Raw genomic sequence first — 21,491 nt, 5'->3', positions numbered from 1 at the left:
CCGCCGTCGTGTTCTTCACCGGGGATCGCGCCCGCGCGTCGCCTCGCCCCGGACGCGCCGGAAGTGAGCCGTCGGGCCGGACCGGACGGCGCGCGGCACCCAGTCCGACCGCATCGTCCGGGCCACCGCCGACGACCGCGCCCTCGTCCGGCTGACGGGCGTCGACAACCGCGAGGTGGCCCAGAGCGGCGTCTGGTACCTCTTCGTCATCGGCGCCGCCGTCATCGCCGTCTCCCTCTGCCTTCCACGGGGCCTGTAGGGAACACTGGAGGCCCGACAGCCGCCCGCCCGGAAAGGAGTCGCGCAAGCGACTCCCCAGCGGAGCTGCCCGATCCAGGACCCCACGCGAGCACCGTGGTCAACCACTGGAAGGGCGTCTCACCGTGCGGCCCGGCGACCACCAGGTCCGCAGCCAGCCGGGTTGGCACCGCCACACGACGCCACCGTAGGGTCCGGCACATGGACTGGTTGGCCCCTGTGAACACGCTGATCGGCGCCGGTATCGGCGTTGGATCCACACTTCTCGCTGATCGGCTTCGCTGGCGTCGTGACCGTGCAGCCCTCGACCGCGACACGCGCCGTCAGACGTACGCGGCTTTCATGGGAGCCCTGTCGGACGTGTATCAGCACCTGGACGAGCTCGCCCGCGACGGACGTCCCGCACAGGAGACGCGGACCGCAGCTCACGAGGTGTTCCTGTCCGGCAACCTGTATCCACTGCGCTACGAGCTCGCCCTGATCGCACCGTGGGAGGTCATGGAACCCGTCAATCAGGCCTTCTACAGGGTTCGCGACCTCCGCGACGTGGTCGCAAGAGGCTCAGCCAGAAGTCATCCGGAATTCGGCGGGCATCTCCATGCGTATCTCGCAGCGGCCGAGAAAGCGCAGATGGCCATGCGCCGCGATCTCGGCACCTCATGGCCGGACCGCGCCGAAGGTTTCACCCCTCCCTCGGGCTGAACTGCAATGGTGTCCGTCCTGAATGCCGGGCAGTTCTCAGGGGCTGTGTCCGCGTCGTTTGCAGTGACTGGTACGGGCGTCGGAACTCCTCACAGAAGTGGTGGACTTGACCTGGTCAGAGGTCGCTGCCGCGCACGAGGCCGCCGGGTATCGGGACGCGGACAGCCGCGTCATCGCACGCGACAAATCCGGCGACGTCGGCGATCGTCCCCGGGCCCGTCCCGTGGCGGAAGGCGTTGGGGACGCTCCGGACCGCGCCCGCCCGGGCAAGGTCCACGTGGATCAGGCTGCACCGCGCCCACCGGCGGAAACGGCTGAGCCGGACCGCCGTGAGCCGCGACGTCATCTCACCGCGGTGAGTGTCGCGTAGACCACGACGTTGCCCTGGTAGCCGGTGCGCTTGGTGTAACCGCCGCCGCAGGTGATCACCCGGAGTTCGGCCCGCCCGGAGTTGCCGTACACCTTCTCGCTCGGGAAGCGTTCCTTGTCGTAGACCTCGATGGCGTCGACGGTGAACACGGCGGTGCGCTGGTCCGCCCGCCGGACCTCGATGGTGTCGCCCCTGGCCAGTGCGCCGAGCTCGTAGAAGACGCCCGCGTTGCCGGTGGGCAGATCCACGTGTCCCGCCGTCACGGCCGTCCCGGCGGATCCCGGTGGCGTGCCCTCGCTGTACCACCCGGCGTCATCGGGGTGCTCGAAGGGCGGGGGCTCGAGCGCCCCCGACGAGTCGAGGTGCAGCTTGGTGACGGGGGCGCTCACGTTGATGGCGGGGATCCGTAGCCACAGCGGTTCTGCGGGCGGGAGCGGAGACACGGCCGGGTCCGCCCGGACGGCGGTGCCCCGGGCCGTGGCTCCGGGCAGCGGGGAGAACGCCTGACCCGCCGAGGGCTGGGGTGGCTGCTCACCTCGCACCGCGCCGGTGACCAGCGCGGCACCCGTCACGAGTGTCCAGGCCAGAAGCCTGATCGAAGGGATCAACGAGGGCGGGTCGGTGGTACGCCTGGAAGCCATCGCGGTGAGTTCTTTGCTTGCGGCGGGGGAGGGGAGAGGTGATGGGGCCCCGCCGGCTCCCGTGACCACAGAGGCTTCGGGAGACGACGGCGGGGCCGGTGGAGAAGCGGCGGTCAGTTCTGGTTCGACCTCGAGCGGTGACGCATCCTCACCAGCCCTCCGGCGGCGGCGGCGGAGATCAGCACCGCGCCCAGAGCAAGCTGCTGGGCTCCCTGCCCCGTGTCTCCGAAGCCGGCCTCGACAGCACCGTCAGGTTGGCGGGTCGGGAGCTCGTACGAGTCCGTGATCTTGATCCGTGGCGGGCACTTCACGGTCACGGTGTCGGTGCTGAGCGACGATCCTTCCGGCACGGTGAACTCGCCGGTGAGCACACCCTTGCTCTCGCCTTCGAAGAGGTGGAACGCCCCTGCCGCCTCGGACTCGCCCTTGCCGTAGGTCACGTCGGCGCCACATGCCGTGGTGCTGACCGTGACCGTGGAGCCTTGAGCGGTCTGCCGCGAGTCGATGTCTAGACCTGAGTCACCGGCGGCAGCGGCGACCGGGATCTGAAGTACCAGGAAACCGGCCACCAGGCCGACGCCGATTCCCACACGTGTCTTGCCCACAAGAACCCCTCCAGCGGAGCAGTGTCCGGTCTGTCGTGTGAAGCATGATTTTTTGTGCCACTGCCGAGGCAACCGACGCTGCGTCACCTCCGCAACCTGACGGATCGGCACACGTCTCGCTCGGACAGGCGTATCGACTGCCTGGAAACAGGTATTCCCGCAGGCCAGAGGCGGAGGGGCCGTGGTGATGGCGGAATCACCGCAGGTCGGCAAACAGGCTAACGAAACCGACACCGGGGTATGCCGCGATGCGCGCTGACGCGGCGTGAGGGATGAGGTACACGGGTTGCCCGAGGGCCCCGTCCAGGTGACGAGGATCCTGACGCCTCGCCCCTGCGCGATGACCGCGGAAGCCCGCGCGGCCGAGCGCCCGTTCTGAGCCCCGCCAACCCGCGCACCGCAGGAGTTCTCACCCGGCGGCACGCACGATGTCAGCCGGCCAGGTCCAGAGGCGGGACGGACGGTCCACGGTGGCCGGAGGCGGGCGTGGAGCGCCGCCTCACGCGCCCTTGCGAGGCATGCACACCTCGCGCACATTCCGCGAGCGGGTGGCCCCCGGACGCCAACGCACGCGGCGTTCTCTGGAACTCCGCTTCGTTGAACACCCGGACCGGACCAGGTGGGGCGTCGCCATGCTGCGGGCCGCGCCGACCGTGTTCGGACCGGTGACCTCCGGAGCGAAGGTCACCGACCTCGTCGACACCCTCGCAGCCTCTGGGGAGAAGGCCCTACGGGCCATCTGTGCCGCGCGGGTCTTCGGCCTGCACAGCCTGGGCCCACGGCACGAAAACGGTCCACCGACTCCGTCGGCGGACCGTCACGAAGCTGTCGGGCTAGAGCTTGCGCAACTTTGTGGTGTAGACGAAGGACGCGACCTTGTCGCCCAGCGTGAGGCCGTCTTCCGCGTCCCACGGGAAGTGGACGCCGAGCCAGACCCTGCTGTAGGCGTCCTCGGTGGCCGCCGCACTGAAGCTGGTGAAGTGGCGGGTCTTCACCGGTGACTGAGGCTCGTCGGTCGTCATGTCGAAAGCGATGTTGTCGCTGCCGAAGTAGCGCTTCATCACCCCTGCCCAGGCCGCGCCGAACGTCGCGTGCCCCGAGGCCCAAGCCGGGAAGCACGGGCTGACGTTCACGCCGCTCTGGGTTTTCAGCAGCGGCTTCCACTCCGGGTCGAGTCCGCCTTCACGGATCGCGGACACCGGCCGCCACAGGTCGATCGGTGTCAGGAATTTGACGTCCCGTACCGCGATCGCGGCGTCTGCCATGGCGAGGGAGACGAGCGCGAACAGCCGGGCGTTCGCGTACGTGGTCAGGCCGCGGGCCTGGGAGATCTCTCGGGTCGCCTGAAGCAACTGGCCCGGCGGCTTGTAGGTGCCGTCCAGATCGTTGGCCCAGAACCAGGCCGCCGCCTCCTGCTCCTGGGTTCGGCTGACGGCGGGCGTACGCACGGTCGGTTTGTCGGCGCCGAGCGAGCGCACCGCGTCGACCTGAGCCTTGTAGGCGTCGCTGGCCAGCAGCTTCTCGTACGTCCCGTACAAACCCGGGTTCGCAGGGCGGAACTGCGAGCCGGAGGTGAGGGCGAAGGGCTTCATCTGGCCCCAGAACGGTGTCACTGCCTGGCTGTCGCGCTCGCAGGAGGGATCGGGCATGTCGGGGTAGCTGGTGGCCCGCCATGCGCCCGGCTTGTTGTCGCCGACGTACACCCTTTCGTTCTCGGAGCCGTCGCCGGCTCGCGCGTCCCTCATCTGCGTGACCATGCGGCCGACGACCGTGGCATCGAGCAGGTCGAACCCGGTGGGCTCGGTGCCGAACCGCTCACGGAACTTCGAGTCGAGGAACTGCGTCTGGTTCTTGCCGTACAGCCCCAGCAGGATGTTGTATGCCGTACGGCCGATCACCCGCTCCTCTTCGGAGGGGCCCTCGACCCAGCCGTCGTACTTGTGGGCGTAGATGTACGGCTCTGAGGTGATCTTGCCCTTCCACTTCAGCTGGTACGAGCTTTCCGCGTCGTAGATCGCCGCGTTCAGCATCGCCGCGGAACGGGACATCGGTCCCGGTCCTCCACCCTCACGCCGGATCACCTGGAGGAGCACATCGTTCCAGTAGTGGACGGGATCGGCGATCTGTTGCTGCGGCAACGCCGCCTGTGCGGGATGCGGAGCGACGGTGAGCGCGCTGCCGGTGGCGGCCAGCACCGCCGCCGTGGCCAGCGCCCGGCGCCACATCCCCGTGCGCGTCCGAACAGATCGGGTATTCATGGACATGCCTCTACTCCCCGCTGTAGCCAGTCCTGATCACCACCCGAAAGTGGCGGCGATAGCGACGTACAAGCCGCCTCCGCGGCTTGTGCAAATCCGATACGGTCCGCGGAACGGCAGGTCCCGCCCCTGTGCGGGTCTTCACGGCTCTGCAAGGAGGGCCGCCGGCTGTGCCGTTGGAGACGTTGACAAGGGTTCGAGGGATCCCTTCACCCCTGGGTTGGTGGCTGTCCGCGCGTCGTGGCCGCCCATTCACTGTGCGGCTCGGCGCCCGCCGAGCTGGGCCCCCGGATTGCGTGTGCGCTCTTTCCTGTCCTGGATCACGATGCGCGGCCGACCATCGGCGGACCTTGGGTAAACGTTGAATCAGCTGATCGAAGGCGCTGTCCCAGGCGAGATACTTGGAACCCCGGGGATGTGTTGTGAACGCCGAATCACTTCGCTCGGCAGTGTCGAGGCGCGTGTGGGCGACGGATCGCCGATCCATGTCCCGCCCGGGAGCGGTGCGTGCCCGCTGTCCGCCCCGGATGGCCGGAGGCTTCGGGACGATGGCAAGGCAGCCCGCTCCCCTCCGCAACACCCGCTGTCGATAGCCGAGTTGGGGTGCGGCGAGCCCCCGCCGACGGTGCGCGGAGACTCTTCCCGGGTGAGGAAGCGGCCCAGAACGGGAACTCTCCACAGTCCGGCGGCGGCGAGGACGAGGGGCTCGGCACCCAAACCGCGCAGCGCGCTCAGGACGACTCCGGGATCGATCAGCGCGGTGTGGTGGGGTGCGACGACACCGCCGGGGGCGATGGAGCTGACCGTACCGGTGGTCACGGTCAGCCGGCCGAGGGCGGGTACCACGGTGCGGGCGATGGCGGTGAGCGCGAACTTCGACTCCTTCGGTGCCTCGAAAGCCGGACGCTGCCTGTCCGGTGGAAGCGATCGGCATCGTGACATCCGAAATCCCGCGCCGCAGGAGTACTTCGCGGCAGGTACTGGGCTCGGGCGCAGAAACCCACGCGAGATCGCGCAGGGCGGCGAGACCGTCGCGGCGCACCGCCTCGCACAGCCCGTCGGGTACGACTACGGCGAGCGGATCGTCGAACAGCGGGATGGCCGTCGTGCCGTCCGGCACAGGGGCGCCCAAGAGGTGGTAGCGGTAGCTGATTCACGGCCACGGGGCGGCAGGCCCCAGTCATACACGGGAGCAACCGATGCGCGGCGTCCACTTCAAGACGGTCCTGGCGACCGTGCTGCTCGTCCAAGCCCTGATCTCCTCCCCAACAGGCCTCTCCGACGCCAAGCCGAACTTGCGAAAGCGGGAGGAGCGGCGCAGCGGACACCCGGCCTCGGAACCTCAGAACGAGTGACGCCGCCAGAGGTCAGCATCTGCCAGGACGAGTCACCTTCCCCTCTGCGCGCCACTCGGGCGAATGCTTGTCAGTGCCCGCCCGTATCGTCGTTGGGAGTCGGCTCCGGCAAGGGAGCGCCGTAGGCATGCCGAAGGGGATGGCCGAGTGGGGGAAGAGCTGTTCTGGATGCGGGACGGGGACCTGCGTCACGGCCTGGCGCCGGAGAACGAGGCGGGCGAGGCCATCGCGCGAAGCGGCTTCGAGCCCTGCCTCCTTGCCGTACTCCGGATATCGCTGGGAAGGGCCGCAGACGACCGCATCACCAGGGGTTGGTACTTGGGCGCGCTCGTCCGCACAGGCCACCTCGCCCGCGCGGCCGAACTCGCGTACACGATCAGCGACGAGCACCGACAGGGCAAGGAACTCCTGGCGCTGGTGGAGACCGCGGCCGAGGCGGGAGACCTGTGCGGCGCGCAGACCCTGGCCGAGTCGATCCCCCTGCGGGGATGGCGGGACGACGCACTGGTCGCCCTTGTGGAGGCGTGGGCCCGTGCCGGTGAACGCGACACGGCCGCCGCTCTGGCAGAGAGGATCCGCTATCCCCACAACTGGGGGCGCACCTGGGCCTTGCTGGCGAAGGCGACGGCGGACAACGGCGACGCCGCTGCGGCACTCGGGTTCGCTGCCCGCGCCGACAGGGAGGTCAGTTCCTACACCCTCGACGGGGCGGGGGAGGTGCTCGCCCTCCTGATGGAGGTGGCCGCCGCCGGCGGCGACGAGCTCCGGGCCGCTGCGTTCGCCGACCGTGTGGAGGACTTCGCCCGATCCCACAGCCGGACGGCATCGTCCCGGTCCCGGCCCCCGTCCCTGGCGGTGGTACTGGCCCGGGAGGTGCTGACAGGAGAGCTGGACCGGATCGACGCTCTGCTGCGCACCCCACCCAGACCCCCGGTCGGCGCCGGGCCCAGGCTGTGCGGTGGGGCGCTCGGCGGATTCACCGACCAGGACGTGGCACTGCAAGGAGATCCGGACGACGTGCGCGAGGTGGAGAGCCACCCGCTCCCCACCAGATCCTTCCTCCGTGCCCGCGACCTGGCACGTGTGCTGGACGCGGTCGCCGAAACCGCCGACCAGGACATGGTCCTCGCCCTGGCCGACCGGGCGGAGACATTGCTCGACCCCGGCGGCGGCCCTGATCACAGCATTCTCCTCGAGGCCGTGACGCTGCTGCTGGCCGAGCGAGGGCACGTCGAGCGGGCCATGACTCTCGCCGACCGGGTCGAACCAGGTCACCGCGCGGAGCGGCAGGCACAGATCGCCGCGAGACTGGCCCGCTACGGTGACACCGACAAGGCCGAGGCTCTCGCCCACGCGATCGACGACCGCCGTGCCCACACCAGTGCACTGGTCGAAGTGGTCCGGGAGCTGGCCCGGCGCGGTGATCCGGACCGGGCCGAGGCTCTCACCCACTCGATCACCGACCGCTGGGGGCGGGGCGAGGCACTGATCGAAGTGGTCCGGGAGCTGGCCCGGCGTGGCGAGCCGGGCCGGGCCGAGGCTCTCACCCACTCGATCGCCTACCGCTCGACACGAGCCCGCGCCCTGGCCGCGCTCGCGGAGCTGTCCGAGCCGCCCCGGGCCCGCAGGCTTGCCGCACAGGTCCTGCTCCTCGATGACTGGGTCACTGCCATGCCGGTCCTGGAGCGCCTCGTGCCCCGTGCGGTGGCAACTGTCGCCGATCAGATGATGCGCTGACCCCCACACCCCTTCTTGTCACCGCCGATTGCGAGCCTCATTCCATGATTCCGAAGCTGCCCCTGCACAGCCCTCGTTGGCGTGACCTCCACGGTGTGACGGCCGATGAGGTGAAAGCACTCCTGGAACAGATGGCATCCCCGGCAGTCACCGGGACCGGCGATGAGTGGAGGAAGACCTGGTCGTACATGACTGACGGCCTGCTGGACAACGGAACCGTCTTCGACGGCGCCTATGCAGCCCTGCCGCATCTCGTCGAGGCAGCAGCGGCCTTGCCTCCGGGACAGTCCGTGGACTTCTGGGTGGACCTGGGATTCATCGTGACGGCGGAGGACAGACACCCCGTCCCGGCCGATCTCGACGCGGGGTTCAGTGCCGCACTTCGTCTGGCTGAACGGGCCGCCGTGCGGAGCCTCCTGGCCGTCGGCGCTCCCGCGACGGTCTGCGCCTCCCTCGCGCTGTGCTGTGTCGCCTTCGCCGGTCACCACACCGGCGCAGCGCTGTCGGGGCTCGAACCCCAGGAGGGCTACCTCCTGCTCTTCTGCCCCGGATGCGGGACGGACACCGAGATGCCCACATTCTTCGTGGACCCGGTGAGTCCGCCTTTCGAAGCTCCGGAGCTTCCCGATCCGGCCCTGGTCCGTCAGGGAGATCATCCCTGGGGCGCAGTCGCCGCCGCGTTGCAGGAGGAGGCGCTGGGGGAGGAGTGGGAGCCGTTCCTGCGGGTGGCGCGCACGGCCGCGACGGCAGGAGTGCCCGCCGAAACACCGGGACAGGCTGTCCTGTGCCTGGTCGCCGGCATGGTCGCGGTCATGGGCACCCCGCACGGTGACGGGAGGGAATGGGCTCGCAAACTACTGTTGCTCACCGGATACTTCCGCTGCTGGGACTGCGAGCGGACCTGGACGATCGCTGACGGCGTGGCGGAGGACCCGGACGGCGCGCACCCTCACGACCCGATGGAGCCGTCGACGGCCCCCGCTGGGCCGGCTACCACGGCGGAGCCGGCGCCGGACCCGACAGCTGCAACGGCGACCCGGTACCGGCAGGACGGGAACGCTCTGCTCGCGGCCGACGGCACAGCCTGGGGCCGGATATCCGTGTTCTCGGATTCCACGCCCAGTTCATCCGGGGGTGTCAACGCACTGGCGGTGGTATCCCGCCCCGGTCAGCCGACGCTCGTGGCCGGGGCCGGGGCCGGGGCCGGGGGCGTGGTGTGCCTGTGGGACGTGGCCGACGGCCGACTCGTCCATGAACCGCTGCCAGGACATCCTGACCGTATCTGCTCGATGACGGCACTGCCTCTGCCCGATGGCCGTACGCTTCTGGCGAGCGGGGGCGACACCGGGACGATCGCCCTGTGGGATCCCGTCACCGGACGACCGGTTCAAGAACCGGCCGGCAACTGGCCCGGCGGGGTGACCGGGATGTGCACCGCGACCGTCCCTGACGGTCGGACCCTGCTCGTCACCGCTACTCCCCGAGGCGCGGTCCGGCTGTGGGATCCGCTCACCGGTGAGTCGGTCGGGCGCCTCAATCCTTACGGATCCCCGATCCGGTCGATCGCCGCCGTCCCGATCTCCGCCGACCGTACGCTGATCGCGGCAGCGGACACCGCGGGCCGCGTTCACGTGTGGGATCCGGCCGTCGACGACCCCTGGGAACGAGGCGCGGCCGTCCAGTTGAGCGCACACGCGCTTCAGGATGCCGACCACCGAGCGGTGGCCGTGGCGGCCGTGCCCACACGCGACCGAACCCTGCTGGCCACCGGAGACGACAGTGGTGTGGTCATGCTGTGGGACCTTGCCACCGGTGCCCCGGTCGGCGACGGCCTGCCCGCCTCGACGGGGACCGGTGGTCTTCCGGTCATGACCGCCACCATGCCGAACGGTGGGCACACCGTCCTGGTCACCGGCAGCAGACTCGGTCACCGGCTGCGGATATGGGAGCCGGAGGCCGGCACGGTACGGCACATGGCCCTGGACGTGACGGTCACCTGCCTGACCACCGCGGGCTCCGACCTGATCGTCGGACACGACCGCGGAGTCCTCAGGTTTCCGCTCACACGCCGGTGAACCGGTCCGGTCCGGTCCGTCCTGGCAGAAGGGCTTCACCGAGGGCGGTAGGGCTCACTGTGCGGCCTGCTTCGCCCCGCCCCGGCCGGTGAACCTACGTATTCGAATACGTAATTCCACTGGAGACTTCGGAAGGCAGCGTTGGGAGACTCGCCCAAGGAGCTTCCTGACGGAGCGGTGGCGTCACACCGGGGGCTTGCTGGCTCCCTGCTTGGCAACCGTCACCGGCGGTCCAACGAGTAGCCAACGCTGTCTGGTGCACAGTGCCCCAGCCGAACATTGGAGAGTCCTCCGTTGGTTTCCAAAATCCGTGTCCTTCTGGGCATGCTGGTGCTCCTGGCGCTGGCCATTGGCGCCATCGCCCTGCTCGCGGCCATGAAAGCCGATGCCGCCTGGTTCACGATCGTTCCTCTCGGCATCCTCTTCATCGGCGCGTCCGTCGCCCGGATGTCCGGATGGTTCGACAAGAAGGCCGTTGACTGAACTGGCGGATCGCAAGTAATCGTCAGGGCCTGTGGATCGGTTGATCTTCGTTTCGTTCGGGTGACTTGATCGCGACGAGTTCGAGTTCGAAGCCGTCGTCGTTCTCCACGCAGCCGGCGTACCGCTGTGCGCCGCCGGCGTACGGATGCCGTTCGGCGAACATGAGGTGCAAGCCGTGCTGAGCGGCCCCGGCAGCCAACTCCTCGACCGTGGCGGCGTCTTGACGGGGAACGCCAGGTGGTTCAGTCCCGTGCGGCAGTGCTCGTGCTGTTCGGCGGTGAGGACACGGCCGCCGCGACGCGCGAGCTCACCAAGTGAGCTCACCGCACGCATTTCCTCACCGCGCCCGTCTACGGCGCGTCCGAGCTGCGCTGCTGTCTGCGTCACCCCGACGGCTACCTCATCGCGGTGGGCCAGTCCACGGGCCTGCTCAGGGGAGTCCTGGCCGATCCGCCCGCGAAAGCCTGACTCGGCGGATGTCACAGATCGTGGGGCTGTCCTGTCCTACCTGTTGATCGGACAGCATCGCGTACCCCGGCAGGCGGAGAGGCGCATCGTGAAGACCGTGAGAGCCGGCATACCCGTTCCGGCTCTCCGAGTCGGACCGAGCTCGCGCACGCTCCGTGACCTCTCGGGTGCGCGGCCACAACAGCGGAAGTGAGCACACCCGTGGAAGAAGCTCGACAGGTCGACGTCACCGCGGCGTCCGTGACCGCACGGCTCGACACGCTCGACAGCCTTCGCGAGCACCTTCAGTGGGCGATCGAACTCGAACACGCCACTCTGCCGCCCTATCTCTGCGCCCTGTACTCCCTCGACCCGCAGCGAAATCCGGACGCCGCCCAGGCGGTGAGCGGTGTCTTCGTCGAGGAGATGATCCATCTCGCCCTGGCGGCCAACCTCCTCAACGCGGTCGGCGGGCAGCCACGCCTGGACCCGTCGACCATGCTGCCGGGCCACCCCCGGACCCTGCCTCACGGCGACCGCTCTCTGACGCTGTCACTGGTCCCGTTCGGGGCGCAGGCTCTCGAGATGTTCCTCCGCCTGGAGAAGCCGGCTCCACCCGCCGCCCCGGCGGAAGGCGATGACTACGAGACGATCGGGCAGTTCTACGACGCCATCGCACAAGGGCTGCACCATCTGTGCGCCGAACTCGGCGAGGAAGAGGTCTTCGTCGGCGACCCGGCCCGTCAGATCACGGCCGGCCCCTTCTCCCACACCGGCGGGCAGTTGAAGCCGGTCACCGACCTCGCCTCGGCCCTCGCGGCGATGGAGGAGATCGTCGAGCAGGGCGAGGGCACCGCGCGAGGCGAAGTCTGGGACGGCGACCAGGACATCTTCCACCCCGACCGTGACGAGGTCGCTCACTACTACCGGTTCGAGGAACTCGAACGGGGGCGGCGGTACCGGCGCGGCGACACCCCCGCATCCGGCCCCACCGGTGAGGCGATCGCGGTCGACCCCGACGGCATCCTCCCGATGCGCCCCAACCCGCGTATGACAGACCACCCTTCGGGCGACCCGATCCGAACCGCGCAGGAAAAGTTCAACCAGACCTACTGCACCCTGCTCGACCAACTGGAGCAGGCGTTCAACGGCAGCCCGCAGATGCTCGGGGCGGGGATGGGCACGATGTACGCGCTCAAGGCACAGGCACAGACCCTGCTCCGGATGCCCGACGGAGACGAGACGACAGCCGGACCGACCTTCGAGTACGTGGCACCGGCACCCGACTCCCGGCGATGAACGCCGTAGCCACACCCCGGACTCGCAGGGCGGCGGGTTCTCCGCCCTCCGGTCTGACGGCAGATGTCCCGCGCGCGCTCACAATCCTCTCCGGAGGCGCACCGTGGACGACAACAAGGAGGCCGCACGCGGCCTGAACGACACCGATGACTTCCTCTACCACCAGGAGACCCATCTCCACGCCGCACACCAGCGCGTGGAGGAGTTCACCCCTCGAGAAGAGGGGTCACAGCCCACACAGCGGAACCGGACAGGGCGGCCGTGTCCGCCGGCCGCGACGTTCGAGGGCTCCCGGGAGACGCCGTAGGGGACGCTCATCCGTATCGGCCGTGCAGCATGGCGCTGCCAAGAGAGGCACTCCCGGATCGAGGACGTCACGGGGTGAGCTGCTGGTGCCCTATGACGGAGAGCAGTTCGAGCTTGCTGTGGCTCTCCGTGCCGGGGCGAGTGGTCAGTACCACCACGGTCTGGGCACGGTTGTCGGTGAACAGGAGCTGGGCGTCGACGTCGACGCGGCCGAGTTCGGGATGGAGGATGGTCTTGCAGTCGTCGTAACTCTGTGCGACCTCCTGAAGTTCCCACATGCGGACGAACTCGGGGCTGTGTTCCTGGAGTTCGGCGAGGATCCGGGCGGCTCGGGGAGTGTCGCTGCCGGCTGTCAGCGCGGCGCGCAGGCGGGCTGCCTGGGCGCGGCCGTGGCGTTCGTGGGATTCCTCGGGAACCATCAGGCGTTCGGCCGGGTCCATGAACCAGCGGTAGTAGCCGCTGCGGGCCAGACCGGTGTGGCGGGTCTGGTCGCCGAGCAGGGCGACGGCCAAGGGGTTCATCGCGAGGGTGTCGAGCAGGTCGGTCTGCACCATTGCCGGGGAGTCGTCCAGGCGGTCCAGGACCCGCAGCAGCGTCGGGCTGACGTGGTCGGAGCGCTGGAAGCGGGCCGGGGCGTTGTGTCCGATGAGGACGAAGAGATGGTCGCGTTCGTCCAGGGTCAGCCGCAGTGCCCGGGCGAGGGCCGCGGTGATCTGGACGGAGGGCTGCGGGGCACGCTGCTGTTCCAGCCGGGCGTAGTAGTCGGTGGACATGCCGGCGAGCTGCGCGACCTCCTCGCGGCGAAGCCCCTGCGTACGCCTGCGTGGCCCTTCGACCAGCCCGACGTCGCGGGGGCGCAACGTCCCACGCCGGTGACGCAGGAATTCCGCCAGTTCCTTCTTGTCCATGCCCCCATCCTCGCCGCATCCCGCCCGGCTATCCAGAGACCGCCGATCCATGGCTGAGCAGTCCTCTCCCCCTCCTGCGCAGGCGCCCCTGCGGCCGCGACGAGGGCGCTCGCAGCGAGACGACTCATGGTCTTTCGAGCTGCACGAACCGCTGGGAAACGGCTGACCGCCGGCGGTCAGCCACCGCCCGTCGGAAGGGAAGACGGCCTGCGGCGACGGCACGCGTCGAGGACGCCCGACGCGTTGGACGGCCCCGTGCCCCGGGCCTCGTCGCCCGGCCTGGCCGACACGACGATGTCCGTAGTGTGAGGGGCGCTCGCGTGCCCGTCAGTGCCCAGGAGGGAGCCGGTCGCCTCCAGTACGACGACCGGGGCGAAGCCCAAAACGCTTCTTACCGTTCCGCGTCGGTCACTGAAGGTTGTTCAGCTGAGTTCAGCTGTGTTCAGCTGCCGGTGATCATGGCGAGGACGTCGTCGTAGGAGCCGGTGGCCACCGCGTCGCGGATGAACCTGGCGCGCTCGACGACAATCTCCTTCGCGTCGGGCTTCTCGCGCAGCAGGTCGAGGGTCTCGGTGAGGAAGTCGTCCAACGGCATGGCGTGGTCGTTGTCCTCCTGGCCCAGCAGGGTCGTGCGCACGCCCGGCGGGACCACCTCGATCACCTGGACGCCGGCGTCGGCACCGGTGAGCTGGATGCGCAGGCTCTCGGAGAAGGAGTGCAGCGCGGCCTTGGTCGCGCTGTAGGTCGGGGTGCTCTGATACGGGACGAACGCCAGCGCGGAGGTGACGTTCATGACGACCGCGTCGTCCTTGCCCGCGAGCAGGGGCAGGAAGGCGTACGTCTTCCCAGCGTGCCGAGCAGATTGGTAGCGACATGATCCTCGGCGACCGGGAGTCCGGCCGGGTCGAGGAGGTTCTCCCGCAGCATGATCCCGGCGTTGTTGACCAGGACGTTCAGCCCCGGGAGGCTCGCCGCCACGGTCTCACGGGCCCGGGCGATCGAGTCGGGGTCGGCGACATCGAGGACGAGCCCGTCGATGCCCGGGTGCTCGGCCGTGATCTCGTCGAGGAGTTCCTTGCGCCGGCCGGCGACGGTCACCTTGTTGCCGGCCTCGTGCAGACGCAAGGCCAGACCGAGGCCGATGCCCGAGGTTCCGCCGGTGATCAGGATCGTGTTGCCGGTCATCTTCATCGGGTCTTGCTCCTTCGGTACGGCGGGCCGGTGAGCGCCCGCAGCCCCGACCGTAGGGGCGCCCGCTCAGGGGCGGGAGAGGAAGGTTTATCCGCGGATCGGCGGTCCCCGCCCGGTGGAACAGTCCCGGAATCGCCCAGCGGATCTGGTCGCTTCGGCGTCCACAGGGATCTGAACGGTCCAACCACCCGGGGCCCAAGCCCCTCAGGCGACCGCACAGGCGCACATCCGCCAGGCCGTTCCTGGTCGGTCGTCGCCTACGTCGCGTTGTCCTCGCGCGTGACATCGCCGAGGGCTTCGAACCATGCCTGGCCAGCGGGCGCCCTGCCCCGGCATGCGGCATCAGCCATGAGCGGACGCAGGAAGGAAACGGGCCGGTGAGGGTGGCCCGTCATTTCGGGGCGGGGCGGGGCGGGGCGGGGCGAGATCGAGGGCCTGGGCCAGCAGGGCGCGGGAGCGGGCGCGAGCCGCGGGGTCGGCGATCACGTCCTGGACGATGACCTCCTTGACACCGGCGGCGTTGGTCATCTGCTCGAGCTGGTCGCGGACGGGGGCGGGGCCGGCGATCTGGCGGGGCCGGCGTCCGTCGGCGATGACCGTGGGGGCGTCCTTCTGTGCCTGGGTGAGTTCGCGGGCGGCCTGCTCGATGGTGGGCACCTGCGCACCGGCGCGATGTGATGGCCGTGTGGTGGTGCCGACTGGCGTTGCGGGCGCCGGGGCGGGGTGCCTGGCGGTTTATGCCGGGATCTCCCGCTGGCGGTAGCCGCTCGCGATGAGCGTGCGGAGCCGGTCGAGTGACTCCTGTTCGACGCCGTTGCCCTTGATCCAGGCAAGGGAACAGGCCGCGAGGAACAGGTCGTACCCCAGTACCGACGCGCGCACGCGCCCCGCGAGCTGCGCGGCTCGCACGCACTGCTCGGTGGCGGTGATGAGGATGTCGCAGGGAATCGTGAGCGGGCTGTCCGGCTCCTGCGCCCGGGCCGCGGTCATGAGCGGTTCCGGCAGCCCGCTGTAGGCGCTGAAGTACTCCTCCATCGCCCGCAGCCACTGCTCCAACGCCTCGGCGGCGTCGTCGAGTTGCTCGATGTCCGCCTGGCGGGCCACGAGTTCCTCGGAGCGCGTCTGTAGCACGGCCGCCAGCAGCGCCTCCCGGGTGGGGAAGTGCCGGTACAGGGTGCCGGGCCCGACGCCCGCCTCCTTGGCCACCGCCTCGAGGGAGGTGCCGACCCCGTGCTGAAGGAAGTGACGCTGCGCGGTCTCCAGGAGGGCGGCGCGGTTGCGCTGGACGTCCGCGCGGGGCTTGCGTCCCCGCTGTTCACCGTCGCTCATGCGCCTCCTGCCTGCCGTGATCCTGTGGCCGCATCAAAACGGATGCTGCCTCCGAGCGTCTTCGAGATTAAAACGGAGGTGGCATCCGGTCAAATGGGCGGTTCGACCACCGAGGAGGGTGCGCAGGCGAAAGTGGGTGAAGCCCGCTCGTCCGTGCATCTGGCGCGCGATCCGCCTGGTCCTGGTCCTGGTGTTGTCGCGGTCGGTGGCTGAGGCAGGGGAACGGAACGGTCCCTCCCTACCTGGGCGCCCAGACCTCGTCCCCGGGCGAGAGGGACCCGGATCCGCTGCCGGGGGTCGGGCTCGGCCTGGACAGAGCCGGTTCGATCTCGGCTGTCGCCTCCCGGAAGAAGGCGCGGGTGACCGCCAGGACAAGCTGTTCCTTCGTGGAGGCGAGGCTGTACAGCGTCGCCTTGGAGCACCCCAGCCGCTGGGCGAGCTCATCCATGGTCACCGCGGTGAAGCCTTCGGTCAGGATGATCGTCTCGGCCTGGCGCAGCAGTTCTTCCCGCCGACCGCCCGGGGCGGAGCTGAGCCCCGGCACTTCTCACGTCGTACAGCCCGTTCGCTCGGAGGGGGGCGAAGCGCCTCCGCGGACGCCACGGGGTGGCACGACGTCGAGCCGCCCTCCGCAGCGGGCCCCGGCCGTGTGGGGCAACCGGTCCCCGACAACTCGCGTTCAGCCGTCTGCCGGGGTGAGGGACACGGCGGACCGGCCGGCCGAGCACCCCTCTCGGAGCCCGCGCTCGCCACGAAGCTGGTCGGCCCCCGCGCTGCGTCCGGTTTCGTCAGCAGGATGGAGGAATCCAGGTGGCCCGCGCGGAAATCATGACCCAATACTCCTTGAGGAGTCATCGCCACGGCCCTCGCCCCTTTTCTCTTTGCGAGAGTGCATCACCACGGCGCAGGAACGGGCATCTCGGTATCTGATTCGGCGGCGAATTTCCTCTTCGAATTCGGCCCGTCGTCCTCCACGACAGGGAAGGCATCACACATGTCACGCTTGGCGCATTCGGCGGTGCATCGGGTCCGTCCGGGCAGAGCCGCGATCGCTGCCGTCACCGCTCTTGTCGGCGTCTGCGTCCTGCATCCGGCGTCGGCCACGGCGGTATCGGGGAACACCGCATCCAAGGCGGCGGTCGGAACAGGTACCCGGGCAGACGGCAGTGCCCCGTCCGGTGTGTCCGTCCTCTCCGACAAGTGGACGAGGCCCTGGGCCATCTCCTTCCTGCCCGACGGGAAGAAGGCACTGGTGACCGAGCGCCGTAGCGCCACGGTGTGGGTTCAGCGCAGTGACGGGTCCAAGAAGAAGGTGGGTGCGGTGCCGCACACGGTGGTCCCCTCGCCGGCCCTCCGGGTCGGAAGCGGCGGACTGCTGGGTGTGGCGCCCTCGCCGACCTGGAACGGCACCACGGACCGGGACGTCTTCTTCGTCCATACGGCCGCCTCCGACATCCGGGTCGCGAAGATGCACTTCGACGGCACCTCCCTCAGCGACTACAGCGTCGTGCTCGGCGGAATCACCCGGGGCGGGGACCACAACGGCGGCAAGCTCGCTTTCGGGCCCGACGGCTATCTGTACGTCAGCGTCGGTGACGCCCTTCAGGGGTCTCTCGCGCAGAACAAGAACTCGCTCAACGGGAAGATCCTGCGCATCACCAAAAGCGGTGCCGCGGCCCCGGGCAACCCGTTCGGCAACCGCGTGTACAGCCTGGGCCACCGCAATCCCCAAGGCCTCGCCTGGGACGCCCGGGGCAGGTTGTGGGAAACCGAGATCGGCGAGTCCACGTGGGACGAACTGAACCTGGTCACTGCGGGCGCGAACTACGGCTGGCCCACCTGCGAGGGGTCCTGCTCCAAGGCGGGCATGACCAACCCCAAGAAGGTCTGGAATCCGGACCAGGGAGGCGTTCCCGCGCAGATCGCTATCAAGCGCGACGTCATCTACGTCTCCACACTTCTCGGCCAGCGGCTGTGGGCATTGCCGATCGACAGCACGGGCAAGGACGTCGGAACGGCGAAGTCGTACTACAACGGCGCCTACGGCCGACTGCGGGCCATCGCCAAGGTCCCCGGCGCCGACGAGCTCTGGCTCGGCACGACCGACCGCGGGGACGACAAGGACCGCATCCTCAAGATCAGCATCAAGTGACCTCCCCTCGATCGGCTCCTCACGCAGGAGTGAATCCCCATCCCCGAAAGGAAGGTACGCACCATGACGGAGACCACTGAGCAGTCGGAGCAGCCGGCCGGCACCACCACGGAGCAGGCCGACGCCACGCCCTGGATGACGCCCGGCTACACGGTCGTCGACACCGCACTGGAAGTCACCGCCTACTCCCTCTCCACCCGCTAGCCCGCCGCCATGCTGCTGCAGGTGCTCGGCACCGCGGCCGGCGGCGGCGTCCCCCAGTGGAACTGCGCGTGCCCCGGGTGCTCCGGGGCACGCGCGCATCCCGAGCGCCGCCGCCGTCACGCCTCGCTCGCGGTCCGCACGGACGAGGGCCGCTGGTACCTCGTCAACGCCACCCCCGACATCGGTGACCAGATCGAAGCCCACCGCACGCTCCACCCGGGGCCCGGCCCGCGGCAGACACCGATCGCCGGGGTCGTCCTCACCGACGCCGAACTCGACCACACCCTGGGCCTCGCGCGACTGCGCGAGGCCGAAGACCTGGAGATCCTCGCCACGGCCCCGGTCCGCCAGGCGCTGGACGACCGCCTGCGCCTCGGCGAGGTACTGGGCCCTTACACCGCGCTGACCTGGCGCGAGCTGCCCTGCCACAGCGCTGAGCCGCTGAGCGCCGACGCACCCGGCCCGTCCGGCGACGGCGTGCGGATCAGCGCCGTCCCCGTGTCCACCAAACGCCCCCGCTACGCCGCCGACGCCCCCGAGCACGACGCCTGGGTGGTGGCCCTACGCCTGTACGACCCGGTCACCGGCAGGTCGGTGGTCTACGCACCCGCCGTGGCCGCGTGGTCCGACGCGCTGCACCAGGTCGCCGCCGAGGCCGACTGCGTCATCGTCGACGGCACCTTCTGGGACGACGAAGAACCCCGCCGCACCGGTATCTCCTCCCGGACCGCCACCGCCATGGGGCATCTGCCCATCGACGGACCGGGCGGCACCGCCCGCATCCTCGCCACGCTGCCCGCCCGTTGCCTGTATACGCACCTCAACAACACCAACCCCCTCGTCGATCCCACCGCGGCGCAGCACAAGCGGCTCGCGGGACTGGGCATCGAGGTGGCCGACGACGAGATGGTGATCGAGCTGTGACCACGGCACTCGCCGCCCTGACGGAGCCCTGGAGCCCCGCCGAGTTCGAAGCCCGCATGCGTGCGGTCGGCCAGGAGCGGTACCACGACCGCCACCCCTTCAACATCCGCATGCACGAGGGCGACCTCAGCCCGGCGGAGATGCGCCGCTGGATCGCCAACCGCTTCCACTACCAGCGCCACATCCCCGTCAAGGACGCGCTGATCACCGCGAAGCTGGAGTCCCCGCGGCTGCGGCGCATGTGGCTGCGGCGGATCGAGGACCACGACGGCCGTCGGGACGGGGAGGGAGGTATCGAGCGCTGGCTGCGGCTCGGCGAGGCGGCCGGCCTGGACCGCGAGAACCTGCGGGCGGGCGAGTCCGTACTGCCGGGTGTGCGACTGGCCGTGTCGGGTTACGTCGACTTCTGCCGACTGCGCCCCCCGCTGGAGGCCGTCGCGGCCTCGCTCACCGAGCTGACGGCTCCCGACCTGATGCGCCTGCGCATCGAGGCCTTCCAGCGTCACTACACCTGGATCGAGCCGTCCGGGCTCGACTACTTCCGCACCCGGGTCGACCAGGGGCGGCGCGACAGCGGTGAGGCCCTCGCGCTCGTCCTGGAGTGGGCCCGCACCCGCGAGGACCAGCAGCGGGCCATTGCCGCGCTGACCTTCAAGTGCGACGTGCTGTGGGCCCTGCTCGACGCCGTGCAGCAGGCCGGGCAGCAGGACCAGGTCGATCAGCCGGCCGGCCGACGGGGGCACAGGTGATGCCGCCGTCCGAGAGCCCATGGCGCCCGGCTCTCGCCCCCGCCCTGATGCTGCGGCACGACAGCGTGCGCGGCACGGACCTGCTGCTCCTGCCCGAACGCGTCGTCGTCCTCGAGGGACACGCCGGCCAGGTCGTCGGCCTGTGCGACGGCACGCGCACGGTGTGCGGGATCGTCGACGAACTGACCGAGCGCTACCCGGGCGCCCCCGTGGCCACCGAGGTGCCCTCCTTCCTCGACCGCCTGCACCAGGAGGGTTGGCTCAGGTGACCATTGACCAGGCATCCACGGACACCGCAGATCGGGCCCGCCCGTGGGCCCTGCTCGCCGAACTCACCCACGCCTGCCCTCTCCACTGCCCGTACTGCTCCAACCCGCTGGAACTGGCCCGCCGCTCGGGCGAACTGAGCACCGGGGAGTGGACCGACCTGATGGGCCAAGCGGGCGCGCTGGGCGTCGTACAGACCCATCTCTCCGGTGGCGAACCGCTGTTGCGCCCCGATCTGGAGGAGATCGTCGCCGCCGCCGGATCCGCCGGGATCTACACCCAGTTGGTCACGAGCGGTACCGGCCTGGACGAGGCCCGGCTGAGCGCGCTCTGCGCGGCGGGGCTGCGCAGTGTCCAGCTCTCGGTCCAGCACGCCGATCCCCTGGCGAACGACCGGATCGCCGGACGCCCGTCCTCCTTCACCGCCAAGGAGCGGGCCGCGGAACTCGTTCGCCGGGCCGGGCTTCCCCTCGGCCTCAATGTGGTGCTGCACCGTGACAATCTCGAGGCCGTCGACGACCTCGTCGAGTTGGCCGTGGCCTGGGGCGCGGACCGCATCGAACTGGCCAACGCCCAGTTCTACGGCTGGGGCCTGCTCAACCGTGCCGCCCTGCTGCCCTCACACGATCAACTGGTCCGTGCCCGCGAAGCCGTCGAACGCCGACGTGAGCAGCTCGCCGGCCGCATCGACCTGGTCTGGGTCGTCCCCGACTACTTCGACGGCGTCGCCAAGCCCTGCATGGGCGGGTGGGGGGCGGTCTCGCTCACCGTCGCACCCGACGGCACCGTCCTGCCGTGCCCGGCCGCCGCCGTCCTGCCGGACCTCGACGCGCCCAACATCCGGGACCGTTCGCTGGCCTGGATCTGGGACCACTCCCCGGCCTTCAACCGCTTCCGCGGCACCGACTGGATGACCGGCCCCTGCGGCGGCTGTCCCCGCCGGGAGGAGGACTTCGGCGGCTGCCGCTGCCAGGCGTACGCCCTCACCGGTGACGCCGCCCGCACCGACCCGGCGTGCGGGCTGTCGCCCGACCACCACCTCGTTCGCACACTCGTCGGCCACGGCCCCTCCGAGGAACCGCCCCCGTACGTCTACCGGCGTCCCGGAGCGGTACCGCAAGCTCACTGAGGGCCGCCCCCGCTCGGCGGCCACCACGGGACGTCGACCGGTCGGCGCAGCCTGGCACGGGCCTGCGGACGAGCGGACGTTCGACGAGCCGCTTCACCGGGG

At 69.9% G+C, this 21,491-nt stretch carries 23 protein-coding genes and 1 pseudogene; 14 read left to right on the top strand and 10 right to left on the bottom strand.

Annotation, left to right across the window (positions count from 1 at the left end):
• Positions 1-459: 459 nt before the first annotated feature.
• Positions 460-960, top strand: coding sequence for a hypothetical protein (locus tag OHS71_RS01840; protein WP_328476075.1), 501 nt, complete (start codon positions 460-462; stop codon positions 958-960).
• A 342-nt stretch (positions 961-1,302) separates the two neighbouring features.
• On the opposite strand, the gene OHS71_RS01835 is transcribed toward OHS71_RS01840, so the two are convergent.
• From OHS71_RS01835 to OHS71_RS01825, 3 genes are all read right to left on the bottom strand, one after another.
• The gene (locus tag OHS71_RS01835) at positions 1,303-1,971 is read right to left on the bottom strand and encodes a class F sortase (RefSeq protein ID WP_328476073.1); all 669 of its coding nucleotides are present in this window, start codon (positions 1,969-1,971) and stop codon (positions 1,303-1,305) included.
• A 113-nt stretch (positions 1,972-2,084) separates the two neighbouring features.
• On the bottom strand, positions 2,085-2,576 hold the full coding sequence (locus OHS71_RS01830) for a sortase (protein ID WP_328476071.1): 492 nt from the start codon (positions 2,574-2,576) through the stop codon (positions 2,085-2,087).
• 833 nt (positions 2,577-3,409) lie between these two features.
• Positions 3,410-4,840 carry a vanadium-dependent haloperoxidase gene (locus tag OHS71_RS01825; protein ID WP_328476069.1) on the bottom strand — a complete coding sequence of 477 codons (1,431 nt, stop codon included), beginning with the start codon at positions 4,838-4,840 and terminating at the stop codon, positions 3,410-3,412.
• 1,193 nt (positions 4,841-6,033) lie between these two features.
• Between OHS71_RS01825 and OHS71_RS01820 the strand changes: the two genes are divergently transcribed.
• The 4 genes from OHS71_RS01820 (at position 6,034) to OHS71_RS01805 (ending at position 10,484) form a co-directional block, all read left to right on the top strand.
• Positions 6,034-6,189, top strand: coding sequence for a hypothetical protein (locus tag OHS71_RS01820; RefSeq protein ID WP_328476067.1), 156 nt, complete (start codon positions 6,034-6,036; stop codon positions 6,187-6,189).
• Positions 6,190-6,336: 147 nt separating this feature from the next.
• Positions 6,337-7,926, top strand: a complete 1,590-nt coding sequence (locus tag OHS71_RS01815) for a hypothetical protein (protein ID WP_328476065.1) — start codon at positions 6,337-6,339, stop codon at positions 7,924-7,926.
• 188 nt (positions 7,927-8,114) lie between these two features.
• Positions 8,115-10,001: a WD40 repeat domain-containing protein gene (locus OHS71_RS01810; protein ID WP_328476063.1), complete on the top strand. Its 1,887-nt coding sequence runs from the start codon at positions 8,115-8,117 to the stop codon at positions 9,999-10,001.
• Positions 10,002-10,325: 324 nt separating this feature from the next.
• Positions 10,326-10,484, top strand: a complete 159-nt coding sequence (locus tag OHS71_RS01805) for a hypothetical protein (RefSeq protein WP_328476061.1) — start codon at positions 10,326-10,328, stop codon at positions 10,482-10,484.
• 22 nt (positions 10,485-10,506) lie between these two features.
• On the opposite strand, the gene OHS71_RS01800 is transcribed toward OHS71_RS01805, so the two are convergent.
• Positions 10,507-10,683: a hypothetical protein gene (locus OHS71_RS01800; protein WP_328476059.1), complete on the bottom strand. Its 177-nt coding sequence runs from the start codon at positions 10,681-10,683 to the stop codon at positions 10,507-10,509.
• A 134-nt stretch (positions 10,684-10,817) separates the two neighbouring features.
• On the opposite strand from OHS71_RS01800, the pseudogene OHS71_RS01795 reads away from it, so the two are divergent.
• The 3 genes and pseudogenes from OHS71_RS01795 to OHS71_RS01785 all read left to right on the top strand — a co-directional run.
• A pseudogene (locus OHS71_RS01795) lies at positions 10,818-10,952 on the top strand (VOC family protein); the annotation flags it as partial.
• A 201-nt stretch (positions 10,953-11,153) separates the two neighbouring features.
• Positions 11,154-12,230 carry a ferritin-like domain-containing protein gene (locus tag OHS71_RS01790; RefSeq protein WP_328476057.1) on the top strand — a complete coding sequence of 359 codons (1,077 nt, stop codon included), beginning with the start codon at positions 11,154-11,156 and terminating at the stop codon, positions 12,228-12,230.
• A gap of 103 nt (positions 12,231-12,333) precedes the next feature.
• Positions 12,334-12,537 (top strand): hypothetical protein, encoded by a 204-nt coding sequence (locus OHS71_RS01785; RefSeq protein ID WP_328476055.1) that lies wholly within the window; start codon positions 12,334-12,336, stop codon positions 12,535-12,537.
• 67 nt (positions 12,538-12,604) lie between these two features.
• Here the strand turns inward: OHS71_RS01785 and OHS71_RS01780 are convergent, their stop codons facing one another.
• The 6 genes from OHS71_RS01780 to OHS71_RS01755 form a co-directional block, all read right to left on the bottom strand.
• Positions 12,605-13,444 carry a helix-turn-helix transcriptional regulator gene (locus OHS71_RS01780; RefSeq protein WP_328476053.1) on the bottom strand — a complete coding sequence of 280 codons (840 nt, stop codon included), beginning with the start codon at positions 13,442-13,444 and terminating at the stop codon, positions 12,605-12,607.
• A gap of 442 nt (positions 13,445-13,886) precedes the next feature.
• Entirely contained in the window at positions 13,887-14,237 is a 351-nt protein-coding gene (locus tag OHS71_RS01775; protein ID WP_328476051.1) for an SDR family NAD(P)-dependent oxidoreductase, read from the bottom strand.
• On the bottom strand, positions 14,234-14,635 hold the full coding sequence (locus OHS71_RS01770; protein WP_328476049.1) for an SDR family NAD(P)-dependent oxidoreductase: 402 nt from the start codon (positions 14,633-14,635) through the stop codon (positions 14,234-14,236). Before OHS71_RS01770 ends, OHS71_RS01775 begins: the two co-directional genes overlap by 4 nt.
• A 342-nt stretch (positions 14,636-14,977) precedes the next feature.
• Positions 14,978-15,292, bottom strand: a complete 315-nt coding sequence (locus OHS71_RS01765) for a hypothetical protein (RefSeq protein ID WP_328476047.1) — start codon at positions 15,290-15,292, stop codon at positions 14,978-14,980.
• A gap of 78 nt (positions 15,293-15,370) precedes the next feature.
• Positions 15,371-15,964, bottom strand: coding sequence for a TetR/AcrR family transcriptional regulator (locus OHS71_RS01760; protein WP_328476045.1), 594 nt, complete (start codon positions 15,962-15,964; stop codon positions 15,371-15,373).
• Between the two features lie 238 nt (positions 15,965-16,202).
• Positions 16,203-16,508, bottom strand: a complete 306-nt coding sequence (locus OHS71_RS01755; RefSeq protein ID WP_328476043.1) for a TetR/AcrR family transcriptional regulator — start codon at positions 16,506-16,508, stop codon at positions 16,203-16,205.
• 636 nt (positions 16,509-17,144) lie between these two features.
• On the opposite strand from OHS71_RS01755, the gene OHS71_RS01750 reads away from it, so the two are divergent.
• From OHS71_RS01750 to pqqE, 6 genes are all read left to right on the top strand, one after another.
• Complete coding sequence (locus OHS71_RS01750; RefSeq protein WP_328476041.1) at positions 17,145-18,116, top strand: PQQ-dependent sugar dehydrogenase; 972 nt, start codon at positions 17,145-17,147, stop codon at positions 18,114-18,116.
• 63 nt (positions 18,117-18,179) lie between these two features.
• Entirely contained in the window at positions 18,180-18,320 is a 141-nt protein-coding gene (gene pqqA / locus OHS71_RS01745) for a pyrroloquinoline quinone precursor peptide PqqA (RefSeq protein ID WP_328476039.1), read from the top strand.
• A 9-nt stretch (positions 18,321-18,329) separates the two neighbouring features.
• A complete protein-coding gene (gene pqqB / locus OHS71_RS01740; protein WP_328476037.1) occupies positions 18,330-19,244 on the top strand; it encodes a pyrroloquinoline quinone biosynthesis protein PqqB in 915 nt (304 codons plus the stop codon).
• A 56-nt stretch (positions 19,245-19,300) separates the two neighbouring features.
• The gene (pqqC, locus tag OHS71_RS01735; RefSeq protein WP_443047148.1) at positions 19,301-19,993 is read left to right on the top strand and encodes a pyrroloquinoline-quinone synthase PqqC; all 693 of its coding nucleotides are present in this window, start codon (positions 19,301-19,303) and stop codon (positions 19,991-19,993) included.
• Positions 19,993-20,262 carry a pyrroloquinoline quinone biosynthesis peptide chaperone PqqD gene (pqqD, locus tag OHS71_RS01730; protein ID WP_328476033.1) on the top strand — a complete coding sequence of 90 codons (270 nt, stop codon included), beginning with the start codon at positions 19,993-19,995 and terminating at the stop codon, positions 20,260-20,262. Before pqqC ends, pqqD begins: the two co-directional genes overlap by 1 nt.
• Positions 20,259-21,389 carry a pyrroloquinoline quinone biosynthesis protein PqqE gene (gene pqqE / locus OHS71_RS01725; RefSeq protein ID WP_328476031.1) on the top strand — a complete coding sequence of 377 codons (1,131 nt, stop codon included), beginning with the start codon at positions 20,259-20,261 and terminating at the stop codon, positions 21,387-21,389. Before pqqD ends, pqqE begins: the two co-directional genes overlap by 4 nt.
• The last annotated feature ends 102 nt before the right edge of the window (positions 21,390-21,491 follow it).

This window comes from Streptomyces sp. NBC_00377 (assembly GCF_036075115.1).
Classification (GTDB): Bacteria; Actinomycetota; Actinomycetes; order Streptomycetales; family Streptomycetaceae; genus Streptomyces.
Note: the sequence above shows the minus strand (reverse complement) of the source record. Positions and strands in the feature narration are given on the sequence as shown.

Excerpts from the sequence above, each read along its gene's own strand:
- OHS71_RS01840 (WP_328476075.1), top strand. The coding sequence starts at position 460 with ATGGACTGGTTGGCCCCTGTGAACACGCTGATCGGCGCCGGTATCGGC.
- OHS71_RS01780 (WP_328476053.1), bottom strand. The coding sequence starts at position 13,444 with ATGGACAAGAAGGAACTGGCGGAATTCCTGCGTCACCGGCGTGGGACG.
- OHS71_RS01760 (WP_328476045.1), bottom strand. The coding sequence starts at position 15,964 with ATGAGCGACGGTGAACAGCGGGGACGCAAGCCCCGCGCGGACGTCCAG.
- OHS71_RS01835 (WP_328476073.1), bottom strand. The coding sequence starts at position 1,971 with ATGGCTTCCAGGCGTACCACCGACCCGCCCTCGTTGATCCCTTCGATC.
- pqqA (WP_328476039.1), top strand. The coding sequence starts at position 18,180 with ATGACGGAGACCACTGAGCAGTCGGAGCAGCCGGCCGGCACCACCACG.
- pqqD (WP_328476033.1), top strand. The coding sequence starts at position 19,993 with ATGCCGCCGTCCGAGAGCCCATGGCGCCCGGCTCTCGCCCCCGCCCTG.
- OHS71_RS01775 (WP_328476051.1), bottom strand. The coding sequence starts at position 14,237 with ATGAACGTCACCTCCGCGCTGGCGTTCGTCCCGTATCAGAGCACCCCG.
- pqqB (WP_328476037.1), top strand. The coding sequence starts at position 18,330 with ATGCTGCTGCAGGTGCTCGGCACCGCGGCCGGCGGCGGCGTCCCCCAG.
- pqqC (WP_443047148.1), top strand. The coding sequence starts at position 19,301 with ATGCGTGCGGTCGGCCAGGAGCGGTACCACGACCGCCACCCCTTCAAC.
- OHS71_RS01810 (WP_328476063.1), top strand. The coding sequence starts at position 8,115 with ATGACTGACGGCCTGCTGGACAACGGAACCGTCTTCGACGGCGCCTAT.
- OHS71_RS01825 (WP_328476069.1), bottom strand. The coding sequence starts at position 4,840 with ATGTCCATGAATACCCGATCTGTTCGGACGCGCACGGGGATGTGGCGC.
- OHS71_RS01770 (WP_328476049.1), bottom strand. The coding sequence starts at position 14,635 with ATGAAGATGACCGGCAACACGATCCTGATCACCGGCGGAACCTCGGGC.
- OHS71_RS01805 (WP_328476061.1), top strand. The coding sequence starts at position 10,326 with ATGCTGGTGCTCCTGGCGCTGGCCATTGGCGCCATCGCCCTGCTCGCG.
- OHS71_RS01820 (WP_328476067.1), top strand. The coding sequence starts at position 6,034 with ATGCGCGGCGTCCACTTCAAGACGGTCCTGGCGACCGTGCTGCTCGTC.